Annotated in this window: 37 protein-coding genes, 1 tRNA gene and 1 pseudogene; 22 read left to right on the plus strand and 17 right to left on the minus strand. The window is 25.9% G+C overall.

The features are described from left to right. Nucleotides 1–4 precede the first annotated feature (4 nt). From rplB to rpsJ, 5 genes and pseudogenes are all read right to left on the minus strand, one after another. Entirely contained in the window at nt 5–868 is an 864-nt protein-coding gene (gene rplB, locus ACFEL4_RS08855) for a 50S ribosomal protein L2 (RefSeq protein WP_375317440.1), read from the minus strand. A 24-nt stretch (nt 869–892) separates the two neighbouring features. Next, a complete protein-coding gene (gene rplW / locus ACFEL4_RS08860; protein ID WP_308149542.1) occupies nt 893–1,183 on the minus strand; it encodes a 50S ribosomal protein L23 in 291 nt (96 codons plus the stop codon). Nucleotide 1,184: 1 nt separating this feature from the next. Next, a complete protein-coding gene (gene rplD, locus ACFEL4_RS08865; protein ID WP_375317441.1) occupies nt 1,185–1,814 on the minus strand; it encodes a 50S ribosomal protein L4 in 630 nt (209 codons plus the stop codon). Between the two features lie 23 nt (nt 1,815–1,837). Then, nucleotides 1,838–2,530 carry a 50S ribosomal protein L3 gene (gene rplC / locus ACFEL4_RS08870; protein WP_375317442.1) on the minus strand — a complete coding sequence of 231 codons (693 nt, stop codon included), beginning with the start codon at nt 2,528–2,530 and terminating at the stop codon, nt 1,838–1,840. Nucleotides 2,531–2,641: 111 nt separating this feature from the next. Then, a pseudogene (rpsJ, locus tag ACFEL4_RS08875) lies at nt 2,642–2,944 on the minus strand (30S ribosomal protein S10); the annotation flags it as partial. 663 nt (nt 2,945–3,607) lie between these two features. On the opposite strand from rpsJ, the gene ACFEL4_RS08880 reads away from it, so the two are divergent. From ACFEL4_RS08880 to ACFEL4_RS08890, 3 genes are all read left to right on the plus strand, one after another. Beyond that, nucleotides 3,608–4,108 carry a hypothetical protein gene (locus ACFEL4_RS08880; protein ID WP_375317443.1) on the plus strand — a complete coding sequence of 167 codons (501 nt, stop codon included), beginning with the start codon at nt 3,608–3,610 and terminating at the stop codon, nt 4,106–4,108. After that, nucleotides 4,039–4,392, plus strand: a complete 354-nt coding sequence (locus ACFEL4_RS08885) for a transposase (protein ID WP_375317444.1) — start codon at nt 4,039–4,041, stop codon at nt 4,390–4,392. Before ACFEL4_RS08880 ends, ACFEL4_RS08885 begins: the two co-directional genes overlap by 70 nt. Nucleotides 4,393–4,493: 101 nt before the next feature. Beyond that, nucleotides 4,494–4,715, plus strand: a complete 222-nt coding sequence (locus ACFEL4_RS08890) for a hypothetical protein (RefSeq protein ID WP_375317445.1) — start codon at nt 4,494–4,496, stop codon at nt 4,713–4,715. Between the two features lie 252 nt (nt 4,716–4,967). Here ACFEL4_RS08890 and ACFEL4_RS08895 read toward each other — a convergent pair whose 3' ends face one another. Together ACFEL4_RS08895 and ACFEL4_RS08900 are read right to left on the minus strand one after the other, a co-directional pair. Continuing rightward, entirely contained in the window at nt 4,968–5,540 is a 573-nt protein-coding gene (locus tag ACFEL4_RS08895) for a DUF402 domain-containing protein (RefSeq protein WP_375317446.1), read from the minus strand. A gap of 112 nt (nt 5,541–5,652) precedes the next feature. Continuing rightward, nucleotides 5,653–5,729: transfer RNA gene (locus ACFEL4_RS08900), tRNA-His, on the minus strand. A gap of 412 nt (nt 5,730–6,141) precedes the next feature. Between ACFEL4_RS08900 and ACFEL4_RS08905 the strand changes: the two genes are divergently transcribed. The 10 genes from ACFEL4_RS08905 (at nt 6,142) to ACFEL4_RS08950 (ending at nt 10,496) form a co-directional block, all read left to right on the plus strand. Beyond that, nucleotides 6,142–6,645, plus strand: a complete 504-nt coding sequence (locus ACFEL4_RS08905; protein ID WP_375317447.1) for a hypothetical protein — start codon at nt 6,142–6,144, stop codon at nt 6,643–6,645. 965 nt (nt 6,646–7,610) lie between these two features. Further along, complete coding sequence (locus tag ACFEL4_RS08910) at nt 7,611–7,775, plus strand: hypothetical protein (protein WP_375317448.1); 165 nt, start codon at nt 7,611–7,613, stop codon at nt 7,773–7,775. Then, nucleotides 7,768–7,944 carry a hypothetical protein gene (locus ACFEL4_RS08915; protein WP_375317449.1) on the plus strand — a complete coding sequence of 59 codons (177 nt, stop codon included), beginning with the start codon at nt 7,768–7,770 and terminating at the stop codon, nt 7,942–7,944. The genes ACFEL4_RS08910 and ACFEL4_RS08915 overlap by 8 nt, the downstream gene beginning before the upstream one ends. Further along, nucleotides 7,944–8,204, plus strand: a complete 261-nt coding sequence (locus ACFEL4_RS08920) for a hypothetical protein (protein WP_375317450.1) — start codon at nt 7,944–7,946, stop codon at nt 8,202–8,204. Before ACFEL4_RS08915 ends, ACFEL4_RS08920 begins: the two co-directional genes overlap by 1 nt. Next, nucleotides 8,194–8,367 (plus strand): hypothetical protein, encoded by a 174-nt coding sequence (locus ACFEL4_RS08925; RefSeq protein ID WP_375316906.1) that lies wholly within the window; start codon nt 8,194–8,196, stop codon nt 8,365–8,367. Before ACFEL4_RS08920 ends, ACFEL4_RS08925 begins: the two co-directional genes overlap by 11 nt. Before the next feature lie 11 nt (nt 8,368–8,378). After that, a complete protein-coding gene (locus tag ACFEL4_RS08930) occupies nt 8,379–8,570 on the plus strand; it encodes a hypothetical protein (protein WP_375316822.1) in 192 nt (63 codons plus the stop codon). 20 nt (nt 8,571–8,590) lie between these two features. Beyond that, nucleotides 8,591–8,812, plus strand: coding sequence for a hypothetical protein (locus ACFEL4_RS08935; RefSeq protein ID WP_375316904.1), 222 nt, complete (start codon nt 8,591–8,593; stop codon nt 8,810–8,812). 89 nt (nt 8,813–8,901) lie between these two features. Further along, nucleotides 8,902–9,072 carry a hypothetical protein gene (locus ACFEL4_RS08940; RefSeq protein ID WP_375316903.1) on the plus strand — a complete coding sequence of 57 codons (171 nt, stop codon included), beginning with the start codon at nt 8,902–8,904 and terminating at the stop codon, nt 9,070–9,072. Continuing rightward, on the plus strand, nt 9,050–9,721 hold the full coding sequence (locus tag ACFEL4_RS08945) for a PD-(D/E)XK nuclease family protein (protein WP_375317451.1): 672 nt from the start codon (nt 9,050–9,052) through the stop codon (nt 9,719–9,721). Before ACFEL4_RS08940 ends, ACFEL4_RS08945 begins: the two co-directional genes overlap by 23 nt. After that, nucleotides 9,699–10,496 carry a recombinase RecT gene (locus tag ACFEL4_RS08950; protein ID WP_375317452.1) on the plus strand — a complete coding sequence of 266 codons (798 nt, stop codon included), beginning with the start codon at nt 9,699–9,701 and terminating at the stop codon, nt 10,494–10,496. The genes ACFEL4_RS08945 and ACFEL4_RS08950 overlap by 23 nt, the downstream gene beginning before the upstream one ends. Nucleotides 10,497–10,594: 98 nt before the next feature. On the opposite strand, the gene ACFEL4_RS08955 is transcribed toward ACFEL4_RS08950, so the two are convergent. After that, nucleotides 10,595–11,416 carry an IS1595 family transposase gene (locus tag ACFEL4_RS08955; protein WP_375317453.1) on the minus strand — a complete coding sequence of 274 codons (822 nt, stop codon included), beginning with the start codon at nt 11,414–11,416 and terminating at the stop codon, nt 10,595–10,597. Nucleotides 11,417–11,563: 147 nt separating this feature from the next. Here ACFEL4_RS08955 and ACFEL4_RS08960 point away from each other — a divergent pair, with 147 nt between their 5' ends. The 5 genes from ACFEL4_RS08960 (at nt 11,564) to ACFEL4_RS08980 (ending at nt 12,950) form a co-directional block, all read left to right on the plus strand. Continuing rightward, nucleotides 11,564–11,842 (plus strand): hypothetical protein, encoded by a 279-nt coding sequence (locus ACFEL4_RS08960; RefSeq protein WP_375317454.1) that lies wholly within the window; start codon nt 11,564–11,566, stop codon nt 11,840–11,842. Nucleotides 11,843–11,877: 35 nt separating this feature from the next. Then, nucleotides 11,878–12,183: a hypothetical protein gene (locus tag ACFEL4_RS08965; protein ID WP_375317455.1), complete on the plus strand. Its 306-nt coding sequence runs from the start codon at nt 11,878–11,880 to the stop codon at nt 12,181–12,183. Beyond that, on the plus strand, nt 12,183–12,308 hold the full coding sequence (locus tag ACFEL4_RS08970; protein WP_375317456.1) for a hypothetical protein: 126 nt from the start codon (nt 12,183–12,185) through the stop codon (nt 12,306–12,308). Before ACFEL4_RS08965 ends, ACFEL4_RS08970 begins: the two co-directional genes overlap by 1 nt. A gap of 255 nt (nt 12,309–12,563) precedes the next feature. After that, a complete protein-coding gene (locus ACFEL4_RS08975) occupies nt 12,564–12,758 on the plus strand; it encodes a hypothetical protein (RefSeq protein WP_375317218.1) in 195 nt (64 codons plus the stop codon). Between the two features lie 3 nt (nt 12,759–12,761). After that, complete coding sequence (locus ACFEL4_RS08980; RefSeq protein ID WP_375317457.1) at nt 12,762–12,950, plus strand: hypothetical protein; 189 nt, start codon at nt 12,762–12,764, stop codon at nt 12,948–12,950. A gap of 389 nt (nt 12,951–13,339) precedes the next feature. On the opposite strand, the gene ACFEL4_RS08985 is transcribed toward ACFEL4_RS08980, so the two are convergent. From ACFEL4_RS08985 to ACFEL4_RS09000, 4 genes are all read right to left on the minus strand, one after another. Continuing rightward, nucleotides 13,340–14,038 carry a hypothetical protein gene (locus ACFEL4_RS08985; RefSeq protein ID WP_375317458.1) on the minus strand — a complete coding sequence of 233 codons (699 nt, stop codon included), beginning with the start codon at nt 14,036–14,038 and terminating at the stop codon, nt 13,340–13,342. A gap of 15 nt (nt 14,039–14,053) precedes the next feature. Continuing rightward, nucleotides 14,054–15,268: a hypothetical protein gene (locus ACFEL4_RS08990; protein ID WP_375317459.1), complete on the minus strand. Its 1,215-nt coding sequence runs from the start codon at nt 15,266–15,268 to the stop codon at nt 14,054–14,056. A gap of 147 nt (nt 15,269–15,415) precedes the next feature. Continuing rightward, nucleotides 15,416–16,279, minus strand: a complete 864-nt coding sequence (locus ACFEL4_RS08995; RefSeq protein ID WP_375317460.1) for a hypothetical protein — start codon at nt 16,277–16,279, stop codon at nt 15,416–15,418. Continuing rightward, a complete protein-coding gene (locus ACFEL4_RS09000) occupies nt 16,233–17,588 on the minus strand; it encodes a hypothetical protein (RefSeq protein WP_375317461.1) in 1,356 nt (451 codons plus the stop codon). Before ACFEL4_RS09000 ends, ACFEL4_RS08995 begins: the two co-directional genes overlap by 47 nt. Before the next feature lie 76 nt (nt 17,589–17,664). Here ACFEL4_RS09000 and ACFEL4_RS09005 point away from each other — a divergent pair, with 76 nt between their 5' ends. Both ACFEL4_RS09005 and ACFEL4_RS09010 read left to right on the plus strand, forming a co-directional pair. After that, entirely contained in the window at nt 17,665–18,036 is a 372-nt protein-coding gene (locus tag ACFEL4_RS09005) for a hypothetical protein (RefSeq protein ID WP_375317462.1), read from the plus strand. A 58-nt stretch (nt 18,037–18,094) separates the two neighbouring features. Next, entirely contained in the window at nt 18,095–18,484 is a 390-nt protein-coding gene (locus ACFEL4_RS09010) for a transposase (protein WP_375317463.1), read from the plus strand. A gap of 184 nt (nt 18,485–18,668) precedes the next feature. Here ACFEL4_RS09010 and ACFEL4_RS09015 read toward each other — a convergent pair whose 3' ends face one another. Both ACFEL4_RS09015 and ACFEL4_RS09020 read right to left on the minus strand, forming a co-directional pair. After that, nucleotides 18,669–19,001 carry a hypothetical protein gene (locus ACFEL4_RS09015; RefSeq protein WP_375317464.1) on the minus strand — a complete coding sequence of 111 codons (333 nt, stop codon included), beginning with the start codon at nt 18,999–19,001 and terminating at the stop codon, nt 18,669–18,671. 155 nt (nt 19,002–19,156) lie between these two features. Further along, a complete protein-coding gene (locus ACFEL4_RS09020) occupies nt 19,157–20,263 on the minus strand; it encodes a hypothetical protein (protein WP_375317465.1) in 1,107 nt (368 codons plus the stop codon). An 80-nt stretch (nt 20,264–20,343) separates the two neighbouring features. On the opposite strand from ACFEL4_RS09020, the gene ACFEL4_RS09025 reads away from it, so the two are divergent. Both ACFEL4_RS09025 and ACFEL4_RS09030 read left to right on the plus strand, forming a co-directional pair. Further along, on the plus strand, nt 20,344–20,880 hold the full coding sequence (locus tag ACFEL4_RS09025) for a hypothetical protein (protein WP_375317466.1): 537 nt from the start codon (nt 20,344–20,346) through the stop codon (nt 20,878–20,880). Continuing rightward, nucleotides 20,775–21,023 carry a transposase gene (locus ACFEL4_RS09030; RefSeq protein WP_375317467.1) on the plus strand — a complete coding sequence of 83 codons (249 nt, stop codon included), beginning with the start codon at nt 20,775–20,777 and terminating at the stop codon, nt 21,021–21,023. The genes ACFEL4_RS09025 and ACFEL4_RS09030 overlap by 106 nt, the downstream gene beginning before the upstream one ends. A gap of 226 nt (nt 21,024–21,249) precedes the next feature. Here ACFEL4_RS09030 and ACFEL4_RS09035 read toward each other — a convergent pair whose 3' ends face one another. Genes ACFEL4_RS09035 through ACFEL4_RS09045 form a run of 3 tightly spaced genes read right to left on the minus strand, consistent with a single transcriptional unit; the run spans nt 21,250 to nt 23,809 of the window. Continuing rightward, nucleotides 21,250–22,101, minus strand: coding sequence for an energy-coupling factor transporter transmembrane component T family protein (locus ACFEL4_RS09035; protein WP_375317468.1), 852 nt, complete (start codon nt 22,099–22,101; stop codon nt 21,250–21,252). A 14-nt stretch (nt 22,102–22,115) separates the two neighbouring features. Continuing rightward, nucleotides 22,116–22,991: an energy-coupling factor transporter ATPase gene (locus tag ACFEL4_RS09040; RefSeq protein ID WP_375317469.1), complete on the minus strand. Its 876-nt coding sequence runs from the start codon at nt 22,989–22,991 to the stop codon at nt 22,116–22,118. Continuing rightward, nucleotides 22,967–23,809: an energy-coupling factor transporter ATPase gene (locus ACFEL4_RS09045; protein ID WP_375317470.1), complete on the minus strand. Its 843-nt coding sequence runs from the start codon at nt 23,807–23,809 to the stop codon at nt 22,967–22,969. The genes ACFEL4_RS09040 and ACFEL4_RS09045 overlap by 25 nt, the downstream gene beginning before the upstream one ends. Nucleotides 23,810–23,847: the final 38 nt, after the last annotated feature.

Raw genomic sequence — 23,847 nt, forward strand, 5'->3', positions numbered from 1 at the left:
CCTCCTACTTTGTTGCATTTCGTCTTCGGACGATTAATTTATTTGATGCTTTTTTAGCGTCACGAGTTTTTAATCCTAATGCTTTTTTACCTCATGGTGTGACAGGAGCTTTTCTTCCGATTGGAGCTTTACCTTCTCCTCCTCCATGTGGGTGGTCATTAGGATTCATAACACTACCACGAACAGTTGGTCTGATACCTTTTCAACGGTTTCTTCCGGCTTTACCAATTTTAACTAAGTTAAAGTCTTCATTACCAACAACACCAATAGTTGCACGGCAGTTACTTAATACTTTTCTAACTTCGCCTGAACCAAGTTTTAATAAAGTATATTTAGCGCTTTCATCACGACCAAGGATTTGAACGCTTCCACCAGCACTACGTGCCATTTGTCCACCTTTTCCTGGTTTTAATTCCACATTGTGAACAACAGTTCCTTGCGGAATTTGTAATAATGGTAGACAGTTTCCAATGATGATATCGATTTTAACAACATCACTATTTTCACCACTTAATATTTTGTCGTCTACTTTAATTCCTTTTGGAGCTAAGATGTAACGTTTTTCACCATCAAGGTAAGAAATTAAACAAATGTTAGCATTACGGTTTGGATCGTATTCGATTGTTTTAACTGTTCCAACAATATTATCTTTATTACGTTTAAAATCAATAATACGGTATTTACGTTTATGTCCATTACCTTGGTGTCTTGTTGTAATTTTACCTTGGTTGTTTCGACCACCTTGTTTAACTAAATTTACCAATAATGATTTTTCAGGACTATTATCAATAGTTAAGTTTTTTTTATAGTCAAGTACTGTCATATTACGTTGACCTGGGGTAATGGGATTAATTTTTCTAATTGCCATAATATATTTCTCCTTCCAAGCTCATTATTGTTCTTCAGAACTAAACAGACTTAGTTGTTCACCAGGAGCTAATTTAATCAGAGCTTTTTTAACTGCTTGCGTTTTTCCAACGAATCGTCCAACAGTTTTTGTTTTTGGTTTACTATTAATAATATTAACATCTGCTACTTTAACTTCAAAAATTTGTTCGAAAGCTTTTTTAATGTGACTTTTATTAGCCTTACGGTTAACAGTGAAAGTATATGTGCCTTCAGCCATTTGTTTGTAAGTTTTTTCAGTTAATATCGGTTGTTTTATAACTTCACTTAAATGCATATTAAATTAAAGCCTCCTCAACGATTTTGATTGCTTCAGTAGTAAATAATACTTTTTTAGCGTTTAATAAATCGTAAATATTAATGCTTGTCGCAGCAATTGTTGTTGTTCTAGGTAAATTGCGACCTGATTTGATAACTAACTCTTTATTGCTTGTTCCAGTAATAATTAAAGTTTTGTTATTTGCTAATTCTAAGTTTGTTAAAGTTTCTAACATAGTTTTAGTTGATGGTTTTTCAAATTTTAAATCATCGATTACCATCATGTTTGAATTTTGAAACTTAGCAGCTAGCGCTGACTTTAGGGCTAATCTTCTTACTTTTTTTGGTAAACCAATTAGGTAATTACGATCAGGGGTTGGTCCAAAGACAATTCCTCCACCTTTTCATTGTGGTGAACGGATTGAGCCTTGACGGGCATTACCTGTTCCTTTTTGTTTTCATGGTTTTCTTCCTCCACCAGCAACTTCGGCACGGCTTTTTACAGCGTTTGTTCCTTGACGTTTAGCAGCATTGTAACTTAGTAAGCTATCAAATTGTGCTTGCTTGTGTGGTTCAATTCCTCAAATTTTTTCATTTAAAGTTAATTCGCTAACTTTTGTTCCAGCGTTGTTAACAACATTAATTTTCATTTTGCTATCCTCCATAATTAACTTTATTGTCCATCTGCAGGATTAACTGTTGATTCTTGATTTCTAACAACTAATTCTACTGGGGTTTTGGGAACTGATTTTTTAACTGCTTGTTTAATAACAAGGAATCCTAGTTTTGGCCCTGGAACTGAACCTTTAACTAAAATATAATTATTTTCTCTATCCACTTTAATAACTTCTAAATTGGCAACACTACGTGTAACATTTCCCATTTGCCCTGGCATTGGTTGTGATTTGAACACGCGGTTAGAATTAATTGATCCTGTAGAACCCATTTGACGGTGTAAACCAGATCCGTGTCCCATTGGACCACGTGATTGGTTATGGCGTTTAATACGTCCTGAGAATCCTTTACCTTTAGAAGTTCCTTGAACATCAACGAATTCACCGGCAGTGAAGACGTCGGCAACGCTAATAAGATCTTTATGATTAAATCCGACCATGTTACGAATTTCTCTCACGAAGCGCTTAGGTTGGCTGTCGGCCTTTTTAAAGTGTCCGATTTCTGGTTGATTTGATAAAGTAACACGAAGGTCAAATGCTGCAAGTTGTAAACTGTTGTATTTATCTTTGACATCTGTTTTAACTTGACTTACTACGTTTGGTTGTACTTGAATAACTGTTACTGGAACTAGTTGTCCGTTGTTTAAGAAAACTTGTGACATTCCTAGCTTCTTACCTAAGATTCCTTTCATAATTTCCTCCTATGGAATAACGTAAATCTTTTGAATTTACGCTTTTTTCTTATTAACTTTTTTTGGTGCTTGGCTTAAAGTTGATTTTTTTTCATCTTTAGATTCGATAATCAAAGAGATACTTACACTATTAGGGATTGTGATTCCACTTAGTGCATTTAAAGATTTTGGTGACAATTGGGCACCAATCATTCTTTTGTGAGTTCTCTTCTCAAATTGTTCACGTGAATCTTTATGTTTATGTGGTGAACGAAGAATTGTGAAAATTTCTTTGCTAGTTGGTAATGGAACTGGCCCTACTACTGCAGCGCCTTCTTTTTTTAACACTTCTTTGATTTTTTGTGCTATTTGGTCAAGTGCTGAGTGATCGTAACTTTCTAAACGAATTTTTACTTTGTCTCCTATGATTGCCATTGGCTATATCCTCCTTAGAACGATTTAATAAAATAAAGAACAAAACATGTGATATAATGACAACTGATATCAGCGTATCAGCATTGATACATAACAACCATGCTTTGTAAGTATAGCATAGTATAGTAGTGAAGGGAATAGTAAATTAGAAAAAAATAAAAATATTTTTAGATAGTAAATTTAAGGTTATTTTCATGAAATAATAAAATAAAATACCAAGAAATAATAAAATAAACTACCAACTTATAAGTTGGTAGTTTATTTAAATAGTTTTTTAATTAAACATAGAAGTTGTGCGGACAGGGGTTGATTTTGGATAGAATATTTTTCTACTTCACTGTTAGTTGATTCTATTAATTTTGTATCATCTTCTTCTAAACAATCTGCCTTCATCAGATTGTTTAGAAGAAATATAACTTTTGTTTCTTTTTGCTGATGAATATCCGTGGTTATTCTAAAATGAGCAAAATTTTGCCACATGAACAAGTTAACCATAAAAAGTGATTTTCTTTCTCATGATGGGGTTCATACAAATACAATTGAAAGTTTCTGAGCAATAGTAAAAAGAGGAATAATGGGTCAATTTCACTGAGTATCTAAAAAGTGGCTTCAGTCTTATTTAAATGAACGGACTTCTCCCCACATGTACTTGTGGAGGAAACAATGAAATTGAATGAGTTCAATAATACTTTTCAAACTGAAAAACAATGTCTTGCATATATAGCAAGTTTGAAACAAAGCAAATGTATTAGGTGTTCTAGTTTTAATTTGAATACTTCTAATTTAAGAAAAATGAGATGTTTGAAATGTCATAAAACATTCAGTATTCTCACGGGCACTATATTTTCAAAGTCACAAACACCTTTAATATCTTGGTTTTATCTCATCTTTAGATGAATAAACACCAAACATGGAATTCCATCAACTGATGTTGCAAAAGAATTGGGAGTGACCTTGAAAACAGCTTGAAGAATGGGTCATAAAATCCGAAGTGCCATTGCTAAACAAGAACCTCAATTCATTGTTGAGGGCATAGTGCAAATGGATGAAATGTATCTTTCACATATGGGTTTAAAAAACAAGGAAGATTCTTGTTGAACAAAACCTTGATTGTGAAAGTATTGAAAAACGCAAACAGTAAAAATTTTTTGCAGTTTGCAATAAACCACATTTCTTCAAAGTGTGATGTACATACTGATTCTTGAAAAGGATATCGCGATTTGAAATCGGTTTTCACTAAGCATGAAACAGTTAACCATCAAGATGGCTATGTTTCAAAAACTGGTGTAAATACCAACCAAATTGAGTCAGTATGAAAACATATACGAAGAACATTTAAAACACATATCAAAGTTGCAAAACATCATATTCATTTATATGCAAAAGAAGCTGCATATAAATTCAATAACATACCTAGTTTTGAAACTGTAATGCTATGTTTAATTTAAAAATGTGGGGAGAAGTCCGTAGATAGGATTTTCTCAGCATTTATGTGATAAAATTTAAATAGTACATAAAGGGAGAAAAGCCTTTTGAAATTAGCAAATTATTGCTTGATTTTAATAATATTGACACACCTTACAAAAACGGAATTAGTTCACCTATACTGTTAGCACTAGAAAATAATGATTCAGAAATGATAATTCTTTTACTAGAACTAAATGTAACAATTCATTTTGAAAATAAAAACATTGAAGAAAATCCTTTAGCAATTGCTATAAAGCAAGCAAACCCTCTTATTTTAAACATTTTATTATTTACCAATCATTAAGTTTGAAGTTTTAAAAAAATATATTGAACTAACTGATGAATTAATTAAAGAAAACCCTAACAAACTAGAGTTTAAAGAAATTAAAAAATTATTGGAAAAAAAATCAAAATTTGATGATAATAGAAAAGCAAAAATTAATGAACTAGGTAATGATAATTCTGCAGGTAAAATTATTGATACATCTCCGAGAACAAAATATTTAATTTAACTAACTGATGCAAAAGATTAATAATACATTTACATTTTCAACCTTTATTTATAAACCTGCCTTTGATATTTTTCTCAATATTGTAAAATGACTTCATCATTAAATAAATATGATTGTTGTTTTCTAACATCCTTTTTTAATTTCTTAATATTTTGTCATAACGTATTTTGTAAGGGAATAGGGTACTTTCATATTCTGCGATTAGTTTTAAATTCCTTTAAATCTAATAATTTATAAGTACGGTTAGGAAATACCTTAATATCTAAATCATAGTCAATATATTTAATAGTTTGGCAGTCTAGAATAAAAGGACTGGCAATATTGCAATAATAATGAATGCCATCATTGCGAATCATACAAATTATATTATACCATTGATTAGGAAAGAATAACCAAATTGCTGGATCAACAGTCGTTCATTTACGACCATTAATTTCAGTAATTGTTACATGTTCATTTACTAATACTAAATAATCTTCAGTATTTTCTAATACAATTGATTTATCTCAACTACGATATAAATCACCATTATGCTTATATGCATGAATTGAAAGGATTTGCCCTTCTTTAAAGTGCATGAAATAAATCACCTCAACTTTCTGCAAGTTATAAAACATAGTAATTATAACATTAATTACTTTACAATTAACAATTGATTTAGACTAGTTTCTACTCAGGATCCTTTTAAAAATAAAAAACTCCATAAGGAGCAAAATATCTTTTTATAAATGGGGCGATCGACGGGATTCGAACCCGCGAATGTCAGTTCCACAAACTGATGCGCTAGACCGCTACGCCACGATCGCCATATTAGTATTTAATTAGATTAAACCGTTATATATTATACAATAAATTTAAGCATTTTAAACAAAAATTCGTAAAAGATTGAATAAATACTTTTAATTTTGTAAAAATAGTGTTTTTATTTTAAATTTCCTTAAAAGGTCCTGAATATATAATGTGAAACATACATTATCTAATATGCCTTTAAAAAATGGAATTGAACCATTACAAAATCACAACTTTCGAATCGCACTAAATTAACGATTTAAACTTTCACTTACCTAGTTATTTTAACGCTTTTTTAGAACTTTTTGCATATATTATGCAAAATCAACAGACGTATATATAATTCAAGTGAATAAGTAAAGATAGTTTTTAACCCATTACTTTTATTTTAAAATAATGGGTTTTTATTTTGAAAGGAAATTAAAAATTATGCCATTAACTAATAGTGAATCACAATTATTACTTTTAGAAAAACAATATACCGATGATAACAAATTATTTGAAAATATTAGAAAAAAAACTATGGATTTAATTAAGCAATCAAAGATAAAATTGATATATATGAAAAAATTTATAAACATTAAAAACATTAATTTTAATCAAAATATTGAAATATTTTTAATAAATTTAATCAAAACTGATAAGTTATTATCTTTCCTCAGTATTATTAAAGATATATATAATGAATTGTCTGTATGTTATGAAAATAATCTTTTAGAATTTGACAGTGAAGTATTAAAAGAACATAATAAAAACATTTATGAACAAAAATTAATTGCAGAATTAATTAGTATTTTTAATTTAAATAAAAATGTAAAATTTTTAAAAATTTTAAAGGAAAATAGTGAAAAAAGTAAAATTATATTTGACCAAAATTTTTCTAATTTGCAAGTTAGTGATGTTATAAAAGAAAACTGACAACAGATTATATAATTTCAGGATTTTAATGTTCATTTAAATAAAAAATGAATAAATATAATTAAAAAAATAGATATTTTTATTAATTGAGAACAAAATATTAAACGAATCAGGTGGGCGTATCAAGTTAATAGTTATAATTTAATAAGAACTTAAATGAGAGATAATACTATCATTTTTAATTGTTAAACAATTATAATTAATTATTTTGATAAATCTGTACTTTATGAAAGTAATTAATTATTACATAACTAAATAAAAAATTATTAAAGGCTATAGTGCAGATATAACTAATAGTAATTTTTGTTATGCTCTTTAAAAATTTAAGAAATTTTGGTTCCCTTCCCCCTACGACCCCCTACCCTTGGCTTTGCTACTTACAGTAGCATAAGCCTTACGTAGTAGTAGAAGATATAAGTATTTAGTATATAAGCCTATTATCACTGTAAGTGATAAGGCTTATACGTAATAGAAAGGAAATATATATGACAACTATTAATTTATAATTAAAAAGTAAAGTTAGAGAAACAGAGAAAGGTATATTATTAGAAATTGGTGAATATGAAACATGATTTTCTACACAATATACTACTATTGATAATAAAAATAAAAAAATATTAATAAAAATATTTGAAGATTGAAATTATAAATTAGGTAAAAAATCTATTACAAATGATATTTCTAGTATTAAAGGTAGTGAAATTTTAAAATATGTAAAAAATATACCAAATGTTACTGCTAATGAAAATGAATTAATATCTTGTGAATTTTATGAACAATATAATGGTTATTATATTTTTAAAAATGATAAAGAAGAAGAATGTTTTAAATATAACATTACATGAGAACAAGATAGAAAAAGTTTTAAAATAAATAATCCATATAATCATAATAATTTATTCATAAATTATATAGTAACACCAATGAAAGATATATTAACTCATAATGAAAAAATATTTTATTTAAAATATTAGAAAGGAATGAATATCTATATGTATTTATGAAAAGAAAACCTTGAATATAAAAAAACTTATTTAAATAATATTATTACTCATAGTTGTGATATTTGTCATAAACAATCTTCAGTTGCTAATAGAACATGTAATAAATGTTTTTATAAATTAATGGGTGATAATGATGATTAAAAATACACCATTAGAATATATTAATGACAGAATTTATCAACATAAAGAAAATATTAAAGAATATAAAAAAGAAATTGAAAAATTACAAAATTTTATTAAGGTAAATGAAATTAGAATGATTGAATTAGAAATATTAAAAGATATTTTACAAAAAGGAGAAAAAATATAATGACTTATGAAAATTTTGAAAAAAGTAAATATATTAGTGATGTAATAATGCAAAATGAAACTCAAAAAGAAATTAATAAAATGGTAAAAGAAATAAAAGAAAAAATAGGAAGCGTTGCATTTGACAATATTATAAAAGAATTAACATTAATGAATTTAACAATAAATAAAATGGCAGAATACATTTATTCATTAGAACAAGAAATAATTAGAAAAAATCAAATAATAAAAGATAAATTGGAATTTAAAAATGAAATGTAATATTCATAATGAAAAATATATTTGAATTAGTGAAATAGATAATTCTTATTATTGTAATAAAGATATTAATGAAATGATTGAAGAAGATATACATTTAACAAGTGATAATTCTGATAGTTTATATAACTATTATATTAATGAATTACAATTAGAAAATTTTTAAGGAGAAATAAAATGACTAGAAATGAATTTAATGAAAAATATAGAAAACATGATATCAAAATTGATAGAGATTTTGATTTACATATTGAGAATTGTTTTAAATTTACTGAAATTAACATATTAGAAGAAGCAATTAATGATTATAAAAAAATAATTAATGAAATGCCACAATTAGTTAAAGATTGATTGTTATTTTTAAAATAATTAAGAAAGGAGAAAAGATAATGCAATATGCTTATTTATTAAAATATAAAGTTAATTATACTGATGAAATAAAATATAAAGTATTTACTAAAATTGAAAATGCTATTAATTTTCATAAAAATTATAAACATCCTATATTAAATGATACTTATGAAAGAATAGTTACTACAAAAGCATTTATTACAAATTATGAAATATTAGTAATGGAATTAGATATTAAAGGAGTGAATAATAATGGATAAATTAAGAAATTATTTAGAATTACAACTTACAGTGAAAGAATATATTAATATTAAAGATTTATTAAAAGATATAGAGGATGGTGATTTTAATGCCAGCACATAAGAAAAAAATAGAAGATTTAATTAATAAACAAATTTTTGTTAGATTAACTAAAGAAGAACATTATGAATTAAAAAAACTTTGCTTAGAAAATAATAATATGTCAATTACTAATTTTGTAAGGAATTTAATTAAAAATGCAATTAAACAATCAAAATAATAATTTAATTTTTAAAAAAGATACACATCAATATTTTTTAAATGAACAAGAAAAAATATCAGTATCTAAAATTATTCAATATTATTTATATAGTAATAAAAATCCTTATGAAAATGTACCTTTTGATAGATTAGAAAATGCTAGATTAAGAGGAGAAACTGTTCATAAAGTAGCAGAATTATATTTTAAAAATATTAATATTAATAATATTAAAGATAAATTAATAAATAATATTAAATATTTATTTAATGAAAATTATTTACAATATTGTGAAAATTTATTAAATAATTTACAAGAATTTAAAGTAAATACTAAATATATATGTGAACAAGTATTTAATTATGATATTGTTGCTGGAACACCTGATTTAATTTATGAAGAAAATAATTTATATACAATAATTGATTTTAAAACATTATCAAATATGTATAAAGAAAATAAAGAAAAATCAATATTACAATTAACTGCTTATTATTGAATATTAAAAAATAATGGTTTTAATTTATCAAATATACATTATATTTATTGAATTCAAAAAGATAAAGTAGAAAAAATATTAGTAGAAATAACAGATGAATTATTACATGAATGAGAAATGGCAATTGCCCTTTGAAAGGAAGATAAATATGGCAAATTTAACTTTACCTAAAAATATAAATAAATCAAAAATACAACAATTTACTAACTATTATGAATTAACAAAATTAAATGATAAAAAATTATCTACTTTAAATCCACAATCAGTGATTAATACTTTAGCAACTATATTTGAATTAGACCTTTCAAATAATCCAATTAAAAAAGAAATTGCTTTAATTCCTTATGGAAATGAATTACAAGTACAAATTCAAGAAGATGGTTTTTTAACTTTATTACAACGTTCAAATTGTGTTATTGATTTTCAACGAGAAATTATTACTGATAAACATATTTTTAATAAAGAAACTCAACGTTGAGAATTAGAACCTAGTAAAATATTTGAAAATAAAATAATAATTGGTTATTATGGTATGATTTTTATTAAAAATTCTTTTAATAAACCAATTATATTTATTAAAGGTATGACTAAACAAGAATGTGAAGAACATAGAAAAAAATATAGTAAAGCAAATGGTAATAGTCCATGAACTACTAGTTTTAATGCTATGGCACTTAAAACAGTTATTAAAGCTATTATTAGAGATATTAATAAAGACCCTAGTATTAAATTAGAAAATCAAAATATTGTTGATAGAGCAATGCAAATTGATCAAGCAATAGTATTAGATAATGAAAATATAATGTATGTTGATAATCCAAATAATGATAATAAAGAAATTAAATTAAAAGAAATTGAAGAAACAAAAGAAGAAATAAATATTAATTATGAACAAATACAAAATAATATAGATAATTTAGATAATTTGGTATTTAAAAATGAATAAAAGAAAAAAATTTAGGCTTTTCTCCCTTTATGTACTATTTTTAAATTTTATCACATAAATGTGGAGAAAAGCCTATCTACGGACTTCTCCCCACATTTTTAAATTAAACATAGCATTACAGTTTCAAAACTAGGTATGTTATTGAATTTATATGCAGCTTCTTTTGCATATAAATGAATATGATGTTTTGCAACTTTGATATGTGTTTTAAATGTTCTTCGTATATGTTTTCATACTGACTCAATTTGGTTGGTATTTACACCAGTTTTTGAAACATAGCCATCTTGATGGTTAACTGTTTCATGCTTAGTGAAAACCGATTTCAAATCGCGATATCCTTTTCAAGAATCAGTATGTACATCACACTTTGAAGAAATGTGGTTTATTGCAAACTGCCAAAGATTTTTACTGTTTGCGTTTTTCAATACTTTCACAATCAGATTGTTGGTTGTTTTTTCATAAATACCAACAATCAAGGTTTTATTCAACAAGGATCTTCCTTGTTTTTTAAAACCCATATGTGAAAGATACATTTCATCCATTTGCACTATGCCCTCAACAATGAATTGAGGTTCTTGTTTAGCAATGGCACTTCGGATTTTATGACCCATTCTTCAAGCTGTTTTCAAGGTCACTCCCAATTCTTTTGCAACATCAGTTGATGGAATTCCATGTTTGGTGTTTATTCATCTAAAGATGAGATAAAACCAAGATATTAAAGGTGTTTGTGACTTTGAAAATATAGTGCCCGTGAGAATACTGAATGTTTGATGACATTTCAAACATCTAATTTTTCTTAAATTAGAAGTATTCAAATTAAAACTAGAACACCTAATACATTTGCTTTGTTTCAAACTTGCTATATATGCAAGACATTGTTTTTCAGTTTGAAAAGTATTATTGAACTCATTCAATTTCATTGTTTCCTCCACAAGTACATGTGGGGAGAAGTCCGAAAATTTAAATATAATGAAAAATTAGTTGAACATGGAATTAAATTAGCAAAAAAAGATAAACAATTAATGAAAATAGTAAAAAGATTAAGTTTAAAGTAAGGAGAAATAATTATGAATAAATACTTATTATCAGTAGACCCAAGTATGAAAAATACTGGATTTACTTTATGAGATGTTAAATGATGTCATGGTGGATGTGGTAAAGAAATATGTCATCACCATACACCAATATTAATAGAAAGTTATAGTTTTAATAAGAAAAGTGAAGTTAATTCTATTATTACAAATAATTTTAATGATTTAATTAATGATTTTATTTTTTCAATGTTAACTGTTAAAAAAATACTTTTTTACAACAAAGTGATATTGATAATATACTTAGTAAATTAACTTTAATTATTGAACGTGGTATATTTAATCCAAAAATGGGTAAAGGTAAAGAAACCTTAGATCATTTACGTGGATTTATTGCTGGACAATTTAATAAATTATTAACAAAAGATATGTTAATTAGTAGTAGTGAATGAAGAAAATGATATAAAGAAAAACAAGAATTACTATTACCAATATATACAAGTTATTCTAAAATTAAAAAATGAGATAAAGATTTTAGTATTATGTTTGCAACTAGTTTAATTAAGAAAAATAATTGAAATATAGAAATTAAAGACCATGACCAAGCAGAAAGTTTATTAATTGGTTGATATTATTTGAATAAGGAAAATAAATAATGATTTGTTATTACTGTAATAAAAAAGCAAGTATTAAATTAAATAATAGAAAATTAAAAGATAAAGATACTAAATTTGAAATGTATTTATGTAATAAATGTTGAAATAATAAAGATTTTTATTAATAGGAGAATAAATAATGAAAAAATATTTATTTATTTGTTCTTGTGATAATGTTTATCTTAGTTTATGAAGAGCAATGTTACATCAAAATTTTCATAAAAGTAAAATTACAGTTTATTTAATAATTTAATAAGAAAAAATTTATAAAAGGAGTAAAAAATGAAAATTAAATGAAAGAAAATGGGTTATAAAAAATTACATAAACATAAATTAAAAATTGAAAGAAATAAAAGAAGAGAAAATAAGGAGAATAATTAATGCAAAAACCAAAACAAGAAAAAGTATTATTAAAATGTATTGTTAAAGATTGTAATAAAAAAGTATTAATTAAATTACAATCTACAGATTTAGAAAATACTTCTATTCAATTTTTTAAAATGTGTAAAAAACATCAATTAGATTTTAATAATAAAGTAAAAGAAATAAAAGAATATTATGATAATAAGGAGTAAATAATGGAAAATAAAATACTTATTGCTATTCTTCTAGAAGATTTAATTAATATTTTAGATAATAATAAAAATGATAATAATTCAATAAAAATATTAAAAGACATAATTGATAAAAAATATCATTATTGAGTTATGGAAGAAAAAGAAAATACAAATTTAGAATTACTTAGAGAAATGGCACTTAATAACTAAATTATCTATATTTAGTATAGAAAATATGATATAATTTATATAGAAAAGATAGCCGTAGAAATAAATTTTTAATTTTATTTCAAAAGCCTTTTCAAAATCTAAATTCTGGATGTTGATTTTTATATAATAAAACACAACCAATTATAGTACCAATAATATTTAAACCCATAGTTAAAATTAATACACCAAAATGATTATTATTTTTACATTTTATTATGCCAAAAATAAAAGTTAAAATAATTATAGTATCTATATATATATATATATATAGATACTATAATTCAACCGACTAAATCAGCATTAATATTATTATATTTCATAGTTGTCATTCCTTTTATAATTCATTAAACATATAGCAATTATAACAAAATAATAATAAATATATAATATTATCGCGAATTAAAGACAATTTTTGAAATAGTTAATTTATAATTAATAATTTGTCTATTTTTTTCTGCTCATGTAGATATATCAGATGGAACTTGAAAATCTGCACCTTGAACTTGATTTATTATTGGAAATAATTGTATTTTTCACTTAAATTCTTTATCAGATAAATCACAAAAACCTAGATAAGCAGAATTATTTGAAATAATATTTATATTTTTATCATAACTATAAGAAACATTCGAAGAAAAAGTATTTTTTGAAATTTCATATAAATTAATAATATCATTAGGTAATGTACCTATTTTTGAAACACCAACATATTGATTAATTCTAGATGATATTTGATAATATTGTATATTATAATCTTCGAATAATTTTAAATTTTTATTAGTATTATATGTATTTAAAATACTAAATTCTTTACTAAATTGTAATGATAATTGATTAGTAGGAATAAATTTTTCATCTGTTGTGATAGGGTTATAATGTACTACTGGTCATTCTTCTGTTTCATATTCATAACTTAAATATATGTCTACACTTTTATAATATCTTTTTAAATCATTAAAAGTATTAATTAATAATGTTGGGTCTAAATAATCTTTAAAATTAATATCAATTTCTAATGGTTTGATTAATGGTAGAATATTATTTATTCAATTTGTATTATCATTATACATTTCTTTATTATTATGCATTAATGTATCTCAATGTTATAATGTAATATCAACGGTTGTATTATTTGGAATTATAATAATTTGTTTTGCTATGTTTTGTGGACTTGGTGGTAATATTTCTGCTGGATAACTAAAAGTAGTTTCTTCTGTTTCTACATATTCATTATGATTTAATTTATATAAAGTAGTTCAATTAAAAGCATTATTAGTTAAAGCACCTTTATTTTTATATCTAAATTGTGCAACTGAAAGTTCATTATAATCACCTTGATAAGTAAATGGATTATCACTATAAAATGTATGTCTTTCTTCACCTTGATGTAATGATTGAGTTACAATTGTATCAATAATATAAGCATAATTAGAACCGTCAGATACACCATTAGCAGTTGGATTTCATTGACAATTAGTATCTTCATTTGTAAATGGACTTGCTATATCTAAAAACTCAGTATCTTCTGCTAAAATATAAACTTTATTATTTTTCTTTTGTGATAAATCAACTGTACTTATTTGTTCTTTAGTTTCTAATTTATGTCCTGTTGTAGGGTCTCATGGATAAACACTAACTCTATCACTTAATTTCATAGTCATAGCAGTTGTACTAACATTTGCACCTAATAATTTACCAATAGCAAAATCATTTTCATTTGTAAATACATTTAATGGAATTAAACCACCATTACCGATAATATTTTCTAAATTACTTGTAAAAAATGCAGACATAAAACCATTAAAATATAACATTTTTTTATATTGTTGAACATTTTGAGTAATAAATCAACTACTTCAAATACCTAATGTTAAAGCATTTAATAATTTACCAATTAAAGGAATATCACTTAATGCAAATGGTAATCATTGATTTGAATCATAAGGCATTTGAATTAAACTACTAAATACTACTGAATTAAAATTTAATATAGCACTCATATATTTTTGACTTATTTTAGAATAATCTACAGTTGGTGAACCAATAATTAAATTAGTATCTGGGTCTTTATATTTAAAATTACTAGACATATCTACATTATAGCTACCAGTTAAATTATTAATATTTCATTCACTATCTCAAAAGAATTTAGCTTCTCCAATTGCTGTACCATTACTATTAGTTGCTTTTGTTTTATCAAATGCTAACATACCTTTAAAATCTTTTGTAACAAATAAATTATCTTGAAAATTTAATGAAGTTTTTAATCATTCTGTAAAATTTTTAAAATTAGTAAATCCAGTAGGTTTTGCATCCATTAAATTATAAAATGTAGTTTCTGGATGACTATTAGTAGTTATTTTATCATTTATACCAGCAAGTAAACCACCATTAGTTTTCGTACCTGTTGTAGATTTTTCATTATTACCAGCAATAAATAATCTTCTTGAAGCAAATACTTTTTGTTAAAATATTTCTTTATTTTCTTGTTGTATTGGTGCTTGACCTTGAATAATTGGTCTACCATAATAATAACAACTAGATAATAATTCTAATCCATAACTTTGTCTATGACTATATCTAACTCCAATATCACGCATTAAAGTACGATTTAACGTTACTTCTCCTTCTTGAATAGTAGGGAAAGCATAACCACTACCTGGACTTGCATATTGTACATAATCAAGCGTATTTTGACCACTTGCTACTGCTCTATCATTAACTGAACTAAAAGTTAATACTTGCATACTAAATTCACCATTATAAGGGCTATAATAATTAGTTACATTTGAAATATATAATAATTGTCTATCTTGATTTTTACCTGTATTACCACCAATATTTTCATTTTTATCATTAAATACACAAAAAAATTGTAAATAATCATCTACTGTAATTTGTTCTTCAAACATAACTAATGTATATTGTCTTGTGGTAGAAATTGTTTTAAATAAACTATTATTAGGTAAACCACCAAAATCTACACCACTTGTATCATCAATTAAATAAGCATTTCAATAATCACCAATTTTATATTGTTTAGTATAAAATTCATCTTGGCCTGTTGTTTTATGTGTTACTGGGTCTGTTATACCTTTATTTTTTTGATATATATTAGTACTTTTTTTTCAAATACATACAACTGGAGTATTACCAGAAAGTATTAATTCATATTGACCAAAATCACTAATTTTACTATTTATAGGTTTATAACCAGTTTCAGTTAAAGGTATTGCTCCATTATTAATTATAAATGGAAATATTTTTCAATGACTTAAACGTTTAATTATTGCTTGTTGTCTCTTTAGATGTAGATGTGCGTGTTTCATTAATTGAATTCGTTGATGATTGCTCATTTTCATTATCTCCTAATTCTTTATTTAATTTTTTATTTTCTATAATAATATTTTCTAATTTATTTTCAGCCATAAGTTGGTCAATATTATCATATTCACCAATGGATTCAGTTACTGTCATTGTACCATTATTTAATCTTGAATTAATAATTTGGTCTTGTATAATTTGGTCATTTATTGCTATAGGTATAAATTTAAATGAATAAGGTCTTTCACCAATACCATTTCATAAATTTTCACTAATAAGTAATAAATCAAATATACGATAAAAATAAGCACTATAAAATGCTATTTTAATTTCTGTTGTTTCCATATCAAATTTATTATTAAACATACTTTGTGTTTTATTTGTATAAACATCATTACCATGTTCATCATAATCATATCCAGCACCATTAAATATTGCTTTAGCAGTACCATTATAATCTAATCAATATTCACTAAATTTAGGGTCACCTTGAATAATTTGCATACCACCATTACCATTTTTATCATACCCTGCACTACCAACATTAACAAATATATCTTTTTTAGGATTTTCTGCAATATTACCATTTTCTTGCATTTCTTTAATTACATCATTAGGTAATGAAGCAAATAAAGTAGTAACATTTAATTCTCTTTCTAATCTTTTTTGTCTAATAACACGATTTAAATCATATATTAAATCTCATACTGCTGTACAATCTGGATAAGCATTTAAAGTAGTTGTATTACCATATAAATTAATAATTGGTAAATTAGTTATTTCAAAAATAGGAATATAATTAAATGGATTTTTAATTTCATAAGTTTTTAATGGTGTTATATTTGGTTTTAATTTTGTTCTTGTAGAACCTAAAATAATATCTTTATTATTATCTTTATATGTTTCATATTTAACTTTTCCATTTTGTATTGTTACTCATGTTAAAGTAGCACTATCTGCTTGTTCATTAATAAAATAAAATTCTGCTGCTTGTTCTTGTTCATTATATTTAGCAACTCTACCCCAAAAACTATTAGGTAATATTTTAAGTGATTTACTATTATCTTCATTAATTATAATCATAATAAATACTTTACCCATTAGTGAATTTTGTAAACCAAATTTATAAAATTTTTCTAATCATTTATCTTTTAAATTCATATCATTAAGATAATCTAATATTTCTTTTTTACTTGAATTAAATAAAAAACCTTTACCTAATCATAATTTAGTTGATTTTTGAGCAATAATCATTGGTATATCAATATATCATTTTGATTTATCACAACTTAAATATTCCATTGTATTTATCATATTAATCACCACAAAAATTATTTTTATTAATTAATAATTTACGGACTTCTCCCCACATGTACTTGTGGAGGAAACAATGAAATTGAATGAGTTCAATAATACTTTTCAAACTGAAAAACAATGTCTTGCATATATAGCAAGTTTGAAACAAAGCAAATGTATTAGGTGTTCTAGTTTTAATTTGAATACTTCTAATTTAAGAAAAATGAGATGTTTGAAATGTCATCAAACATTCAGTATTCTCACGGGCACTATATTTTCAAAGTCACAAACACCTTTAATATCTTGGTTTTATCTCATCTTTAGATGAATAAACACCAAACATGGAATTCCATCAACTGATGTTGCAAAAGAATTGGGAGTGACCTTGAAAACAGCTTGAAGAATGGGTCATAAATCCGAAGTGCCATTGCTAAACGAGAACCTCAATTCATTGTTGAGGGCATAGTGCAAATGGGTGAAATATATCTTTCACATATGGGTTTAAAAAACAAGGAAGATCCTTGTTGAACAAAACCTTGATTGTTGGTTGTTTTTTCATAAATACCAACAATCTGATTGTGAAAGTATTGAAAAACGCAAACAGTAAAAATCTTTGGCAGTTTGCAATAAACCACATTTCTTCAAAGTGTGATGTACATACTGATTCTTGAAAAGGATATCGCGATTTGAAATCGGTTTTCACTAAGCATGAAACAGTTAACCATCAAGATGGCTATGTTTCAAAAACTGGTGTAAATACCAACCAAATTGAGTCAGTATGAAAACATATACGAAGAACATTTAAAACACATATCAAAGTTGCAAAACATCATATTCATTTATATACAAAAGAAGCTGCATATAAATTCAATAACATACCTAGTTTTGAAACTGTAATGCTATGTTTAATTTAAAAATGTGGGGAGAAGTCCGTAGATAGGCTTTTCTCCACATTTATATGATAAAATTTAAAAATAGTACATAAAGGGAGAAAAGCCTTATTAAATTTTGCAAATATGCTTTAAACGTTAAAATAACGCCAAATACAAGGTGTTAATTTTATGATACCTATACTATTACTAGTATTGTTTTAGTTGGTTATATTACATAAGAAAAAACACTTATTTTAGTAGAAGCGTTATTTTTACCCCTAATTATGTTTTTATATGGATATAGTGCATAAAATAACGCATCATAAGGGTCTTGGTACATAGTTTTATCAGGAATGTTAGTTTTGATTTTGTCATAGCGTAATTCTTCTAAACATTGCGTTGTTTTGCATAAATCATTTTGATTAGCATAAAAATTACCATAACTCATAACATTACGCATTCATACACAACGGTCAGTTAATCCTGCTTCTTGATTAAGACTTGAAGCATGTTTAATAGCAACTTGACTCATAATTAAGATATTATGTTCATCGGCCAATTTTTGACTTATTCAATCGATAGCGGTTTTTGCTTTATCGTCATAATAATAAATTGCTTGGTCAAAATTTTCAAAATTATCAAGTAATCCACAAACTTCATCAACATAAGCATTAATCTTTTCATTTTCATTGATAAAATCATTGGGAGTAATTACTAATTCACAAATAATATAAGGGTCATAATAACCACTATTATTATATTCTTTAATCCAGTTACCATAAGTACGCTATGGTCTTTACTACCTGTTGCTCAATCCACACCCACACTATAAAAATCAAATTTATAAGTATCTTTTTCTTTATTATAGAATTCTTGTAAATTATATGGTTGTCAATATTTTATTGCTTTTAGAAATGTAAAAACAGTTGCATCACTATCTAAATATTCAAATCTATAATAAACAGTATTAAATTCATCAGGATTTTTCTTTTTTAATTCGCAAATCAATTTTTGTGTTACTGGTTCTAATTTTTTTCAAAATGGCAATAAAGTAAATCTTAAAATAAATAATCCTAGACATGAAAACGCTTCCGTATCTTCATAGTAGACCTTACCAATTTTTTTAAGGGTATCTATAACTTGCTCATTTAATGGCAAATAGGGAGTACAGTAGAGCAAATAAAAGGGGTGGTATTTATCATAGGGATTACAAGTAAAAGCAATAAAGTGATTTTTATAAAAATAACGAGTAATTTTTTTACCATAAGTTGGACTAAATATATTTCTATCAGTAAATGTTCAACTTCAGTCTTGAATTGGTTCATTAGATACTTTAATACGATTACTACGAAACATTGATAATTTTAAACGCTCATAACGTTGTGTTAATTGTTTTTCACTTAAAGTTTCTTTTTCTTCGGCCATAATAATTTCATCAGTTCTAGAACATAAATAACTAGAACCACCAACTGATTTTCCAAAAATCTTATTACCATTAGCATAACCAATAAAATCTATTTGTTGATTATTAGGAAAGATAATACAACAACCATCCTTAGTAATTTTTCATTTAATACCATGGGGATTATTAGGTCCTAAGTGAATATCATACTTATCTTCTAAATATTGACAAACATCCATTAAAGAATCAATAGTTGTTTCATTATGAGTATTTTCATAACGTCTTACTTCTTGAACAGAACTATCATTAAAATTACAGCACACAAATAAATCAAACGCTAAATAATTTCATGTTTTTCTTGTTAAACGTGCTGTTGGTACAAAACGATAAAAACAATTGGTAGTGAAAATTCTGCTCATTGTTCACCAACAAACTCTTTAAAAACATCCCAACTAAATCCATAACGGACTTCTCCCCACATGTACTTGTGGAGGAAACAATGAAATTGAATGAGTTCAATAATACTTTTCAAACTGAAAAACAATGTCTTGCATATATAGCAAGTTTGAAACAAAGCAAATTTATTAGGTGTTCTAGTTTTAATTTGAATACTTCTAATTTAAGAAAAATGAGATGTTTGAAATGTCATCAAACATTCAGTATTCTCACGGGCACTATATTTTCAAAGTCACAAACACCTTTAATATCTTGGTTTTATCTCATCTTTAGATGAATAAACACCAAACATGGAATTCCATCAACTGATGTTGCAAAAGAATTGGGAGTGACCTTGAAAACAGCTTGAAGAATGGGTCATAAAATCCGAAGTGCCATTGCTAAACAAGAACCTCAATTCATTGTTGAGGGCATAGTGCAAATGGATGAAATGTATCTTTCACATATGGGTTTAAAAAACAAGGAAGATCCTTGTTGAATAAAACCTTGATTGTTGGTATTTATGAAAAAACAACCAACAATCTGATTGTGAAAGTATTGAAAAACGCAAACAGTAAAAATCTTTTGCAGTTTGCAATAAACCACATTTCTTCAAAGTGTGATGTACATACTGATTCTTGAAAAGGATATCGCGATTTGAAATCGGTTTTCACTAAGCATGAAACAGTTAACCATCAAGATGGCTATGTTTCAAAAACTGGTGTAAATACCAACCAAATTTAGTCAGTATGAAAACATATACAAAGAACATTCAAAACACATATCAAAGTTGCAAAACATCATATTCATTTATATGCAAAAGAAGCTGCATATAAATTCAATAACATACCTAGTTTTGAAACTGTAATGCTATGTTTAATTTAAAAATGTGGGGAGAAGTCCGTAGATAGGCTTTTCTCAGCATTTATGTGATAAAATTTAAATAGTACATAAAGGGAGAAAAGCCTTATTAAATAGCATAATAATCATCAATAAACGGAATTCGTCAGAAAATATTTGGATGGACACTATAACTAATGATAAATGCTAGTATTCCAACCCCTAAAATAAAGAAACAAATATCTTTAAAATCAATATGGTATTGGCGAAAACGGGTACGTTTACCTTGAGGGTCATAACCACGTGAGTCCATAGCATAAGCTAGGTCTTCGGATTTTTGGAATGAAGATACTAATAATGGAATAATTAATGAAACTAATGATTTAACTTTTTCTTTAAAATGCCCATTTTTTAAATCCACACCTCGCGAAGCTTGCGCTTTTAAAATTCTTCCTGCTTCATCCAATAATGTTGGAATTGAACGTAAGGCAATAGAAATAATCATAGAAATAATATGAACTGGAAATTTAATAACTTTTAATGGCATCATAATGTCTTCTAAAGCCAATGTTAAATCTAATGGTTGCGTTGTTGTTGTTAATATTGTCGTAATTAAAATCATTAAGTAAATTCTAACTCCCGTGTAAAGACTGACAAAAATCGCTTTATAAGAAAGTTTAATCGCACCTCAATGTCAAATCATTCCAACTTCAGGACTACTTCCTGCTAAAAAACAGTTAATCATAAATAATATTATTGTCATAAACAAAATAGGACGCATTAAACGAAATAACATAAGAAATGGTAATTTAGCACAAAAGAAAATAGTCAAAACAGCAACACCAATAATGGCATACCCTTCAAAACCGGTATGGAAAAAAATGGAAACAATTAAGCAAATTAAAACTACCAATTTGATTCTTGGATCAACACTATGAACAATTGAGTTTAATGGTAAATATCGTCCAAAACTAATTTTCATAAATCTTTTTCTCCTTACTTTTTCTTGTCTTTTTTTGTTAATATTTGTTCTAATTGTTCAATTAATTCTGAAGTACTACGAGCATTAATTTTTGAAGTATCAAATCCAGCAGCTTCTAGTTTATATAAAAAACTATAAACTTTTGGTGGTTCAATGCCAGTTTCAGCAATTAATTGTTGATCACGGAAAATGGTAATAGGATCAGCTTTTTTATAAATTTTAGTATTATGTAAAACAATCACTTCATCAGCTACCATTAATACATGATTCATACTGTGAGTAACAAGAATAATTGTTTTATTTTCTTTATGATTTAAATCATAAAATAACTTAATTAATTCTTTTTCACCATCAGGGTCTAAACCAGCAGTTGGTTCATCAAGAATTAGCGTATGACCTTGTAATGCTAAAATTCCCGCAATAGCTACCCTTCGTTTTTGACCACCTGATAAATCAAAAGGACTACGAGGTAAATAACTTTTATCTAATCCTACCACTTTAATATATTTTTTAGCCAAGTCTCGAGCAACATCTTTTTTTTCACCAAAATTAACAGGTCCAAACATAATATCACGTTCAATTGTTTCTTCAAACAATTGATATTCAGGAAACTGAAATACTAAGCCAATTTGTTTACGAATTTTTTTAATATCACGTATTTTCTTTTGATTGGCTTTAATAATAAAATCATTGATAGAAACAGTTCCTGTCATTGGAATTAATAAACCATTAATATGTTGGACTAAAGTTGATTTACCACTTCCAGTTTCACCAATAACAGCAACTATTTTATGTTCATCAATATCAACAGTAATATCTTTTAATGCTTCATATTGATAAGGGGTTTTAGGTGAGTAAGTGTAACCTACTTCTTTGAATTTAATTGACATAGTTTAGAAATCAACTCCTCTTCATTCAACGTCTCGGCAATGTTTATTCCTTTACTTTTAAGACCTAATGAGACTTTCAACACAAATGGAATATCAAGATGAATACTTTGAAGAAATTCCCATTCTTTTAGTATTTCTGCTGGTGTTCCATAACGCACTAGCTTTCCTTTATTCATAACGATAACTTTATCAGCATTGATAATTTCATCCATATCATGGGTAATAGAAATAATAGTTTTATTACGTTGTTTTTGTAATTCCAACATAATCTCTTTTACTTCTCGTTTACCTTTTGGGTCTAACATGCTTGTGGCTTCATCAAAAATAATGATATCAGGTTCTAAGGCTAAGACAGAAGCAATAGCAACTCGTTGCTTTTGTCCACCTGATAGTCATAGTGGTTCATGATCTAAGTATTTTTCCATACCTACAGCTTTAGAAACACGGTCAATGATGGCAGGCATATTGCTTGGTGGAACTAAATGATTTTCCAAACCAAAAGCAATATCATCACGAACAGTGGAACCAATAAACTGGTTATCAGGATTTTGAAAAACAATTCCTAAATGTTTTCTTAATTGTTTAATATTTTTATTAGTCACAATTTCACCAAAGAGTTTAATTTCTCCTTTTTGTTTATGTAAAACACCAATAATAAGTTTTGATAGTGTTGACTTACCAGAACCATTATGGCCAATAATAGTGATGTATTCACCATGAGTAATGTCAAAACAGACATTATCAACAGCATTTGGATATTCTTGTTTATAACGAAATTCAACGTTTTTTAAACTTAGTGATATTTTAGATTTACTCATACAAATTCTAACTCCATTTTTAAAGATTATAATAGTAA

Source organism: Spiroplasma endosymbiont of Virgichneumon dumeticola (assembly GCF_964264745.1).
Classification (GTDB): Bacteria; Bacillota_I; Bacilli_A; order Mycoplasmatales; family VBWQ01; genus Spiroplasma_E.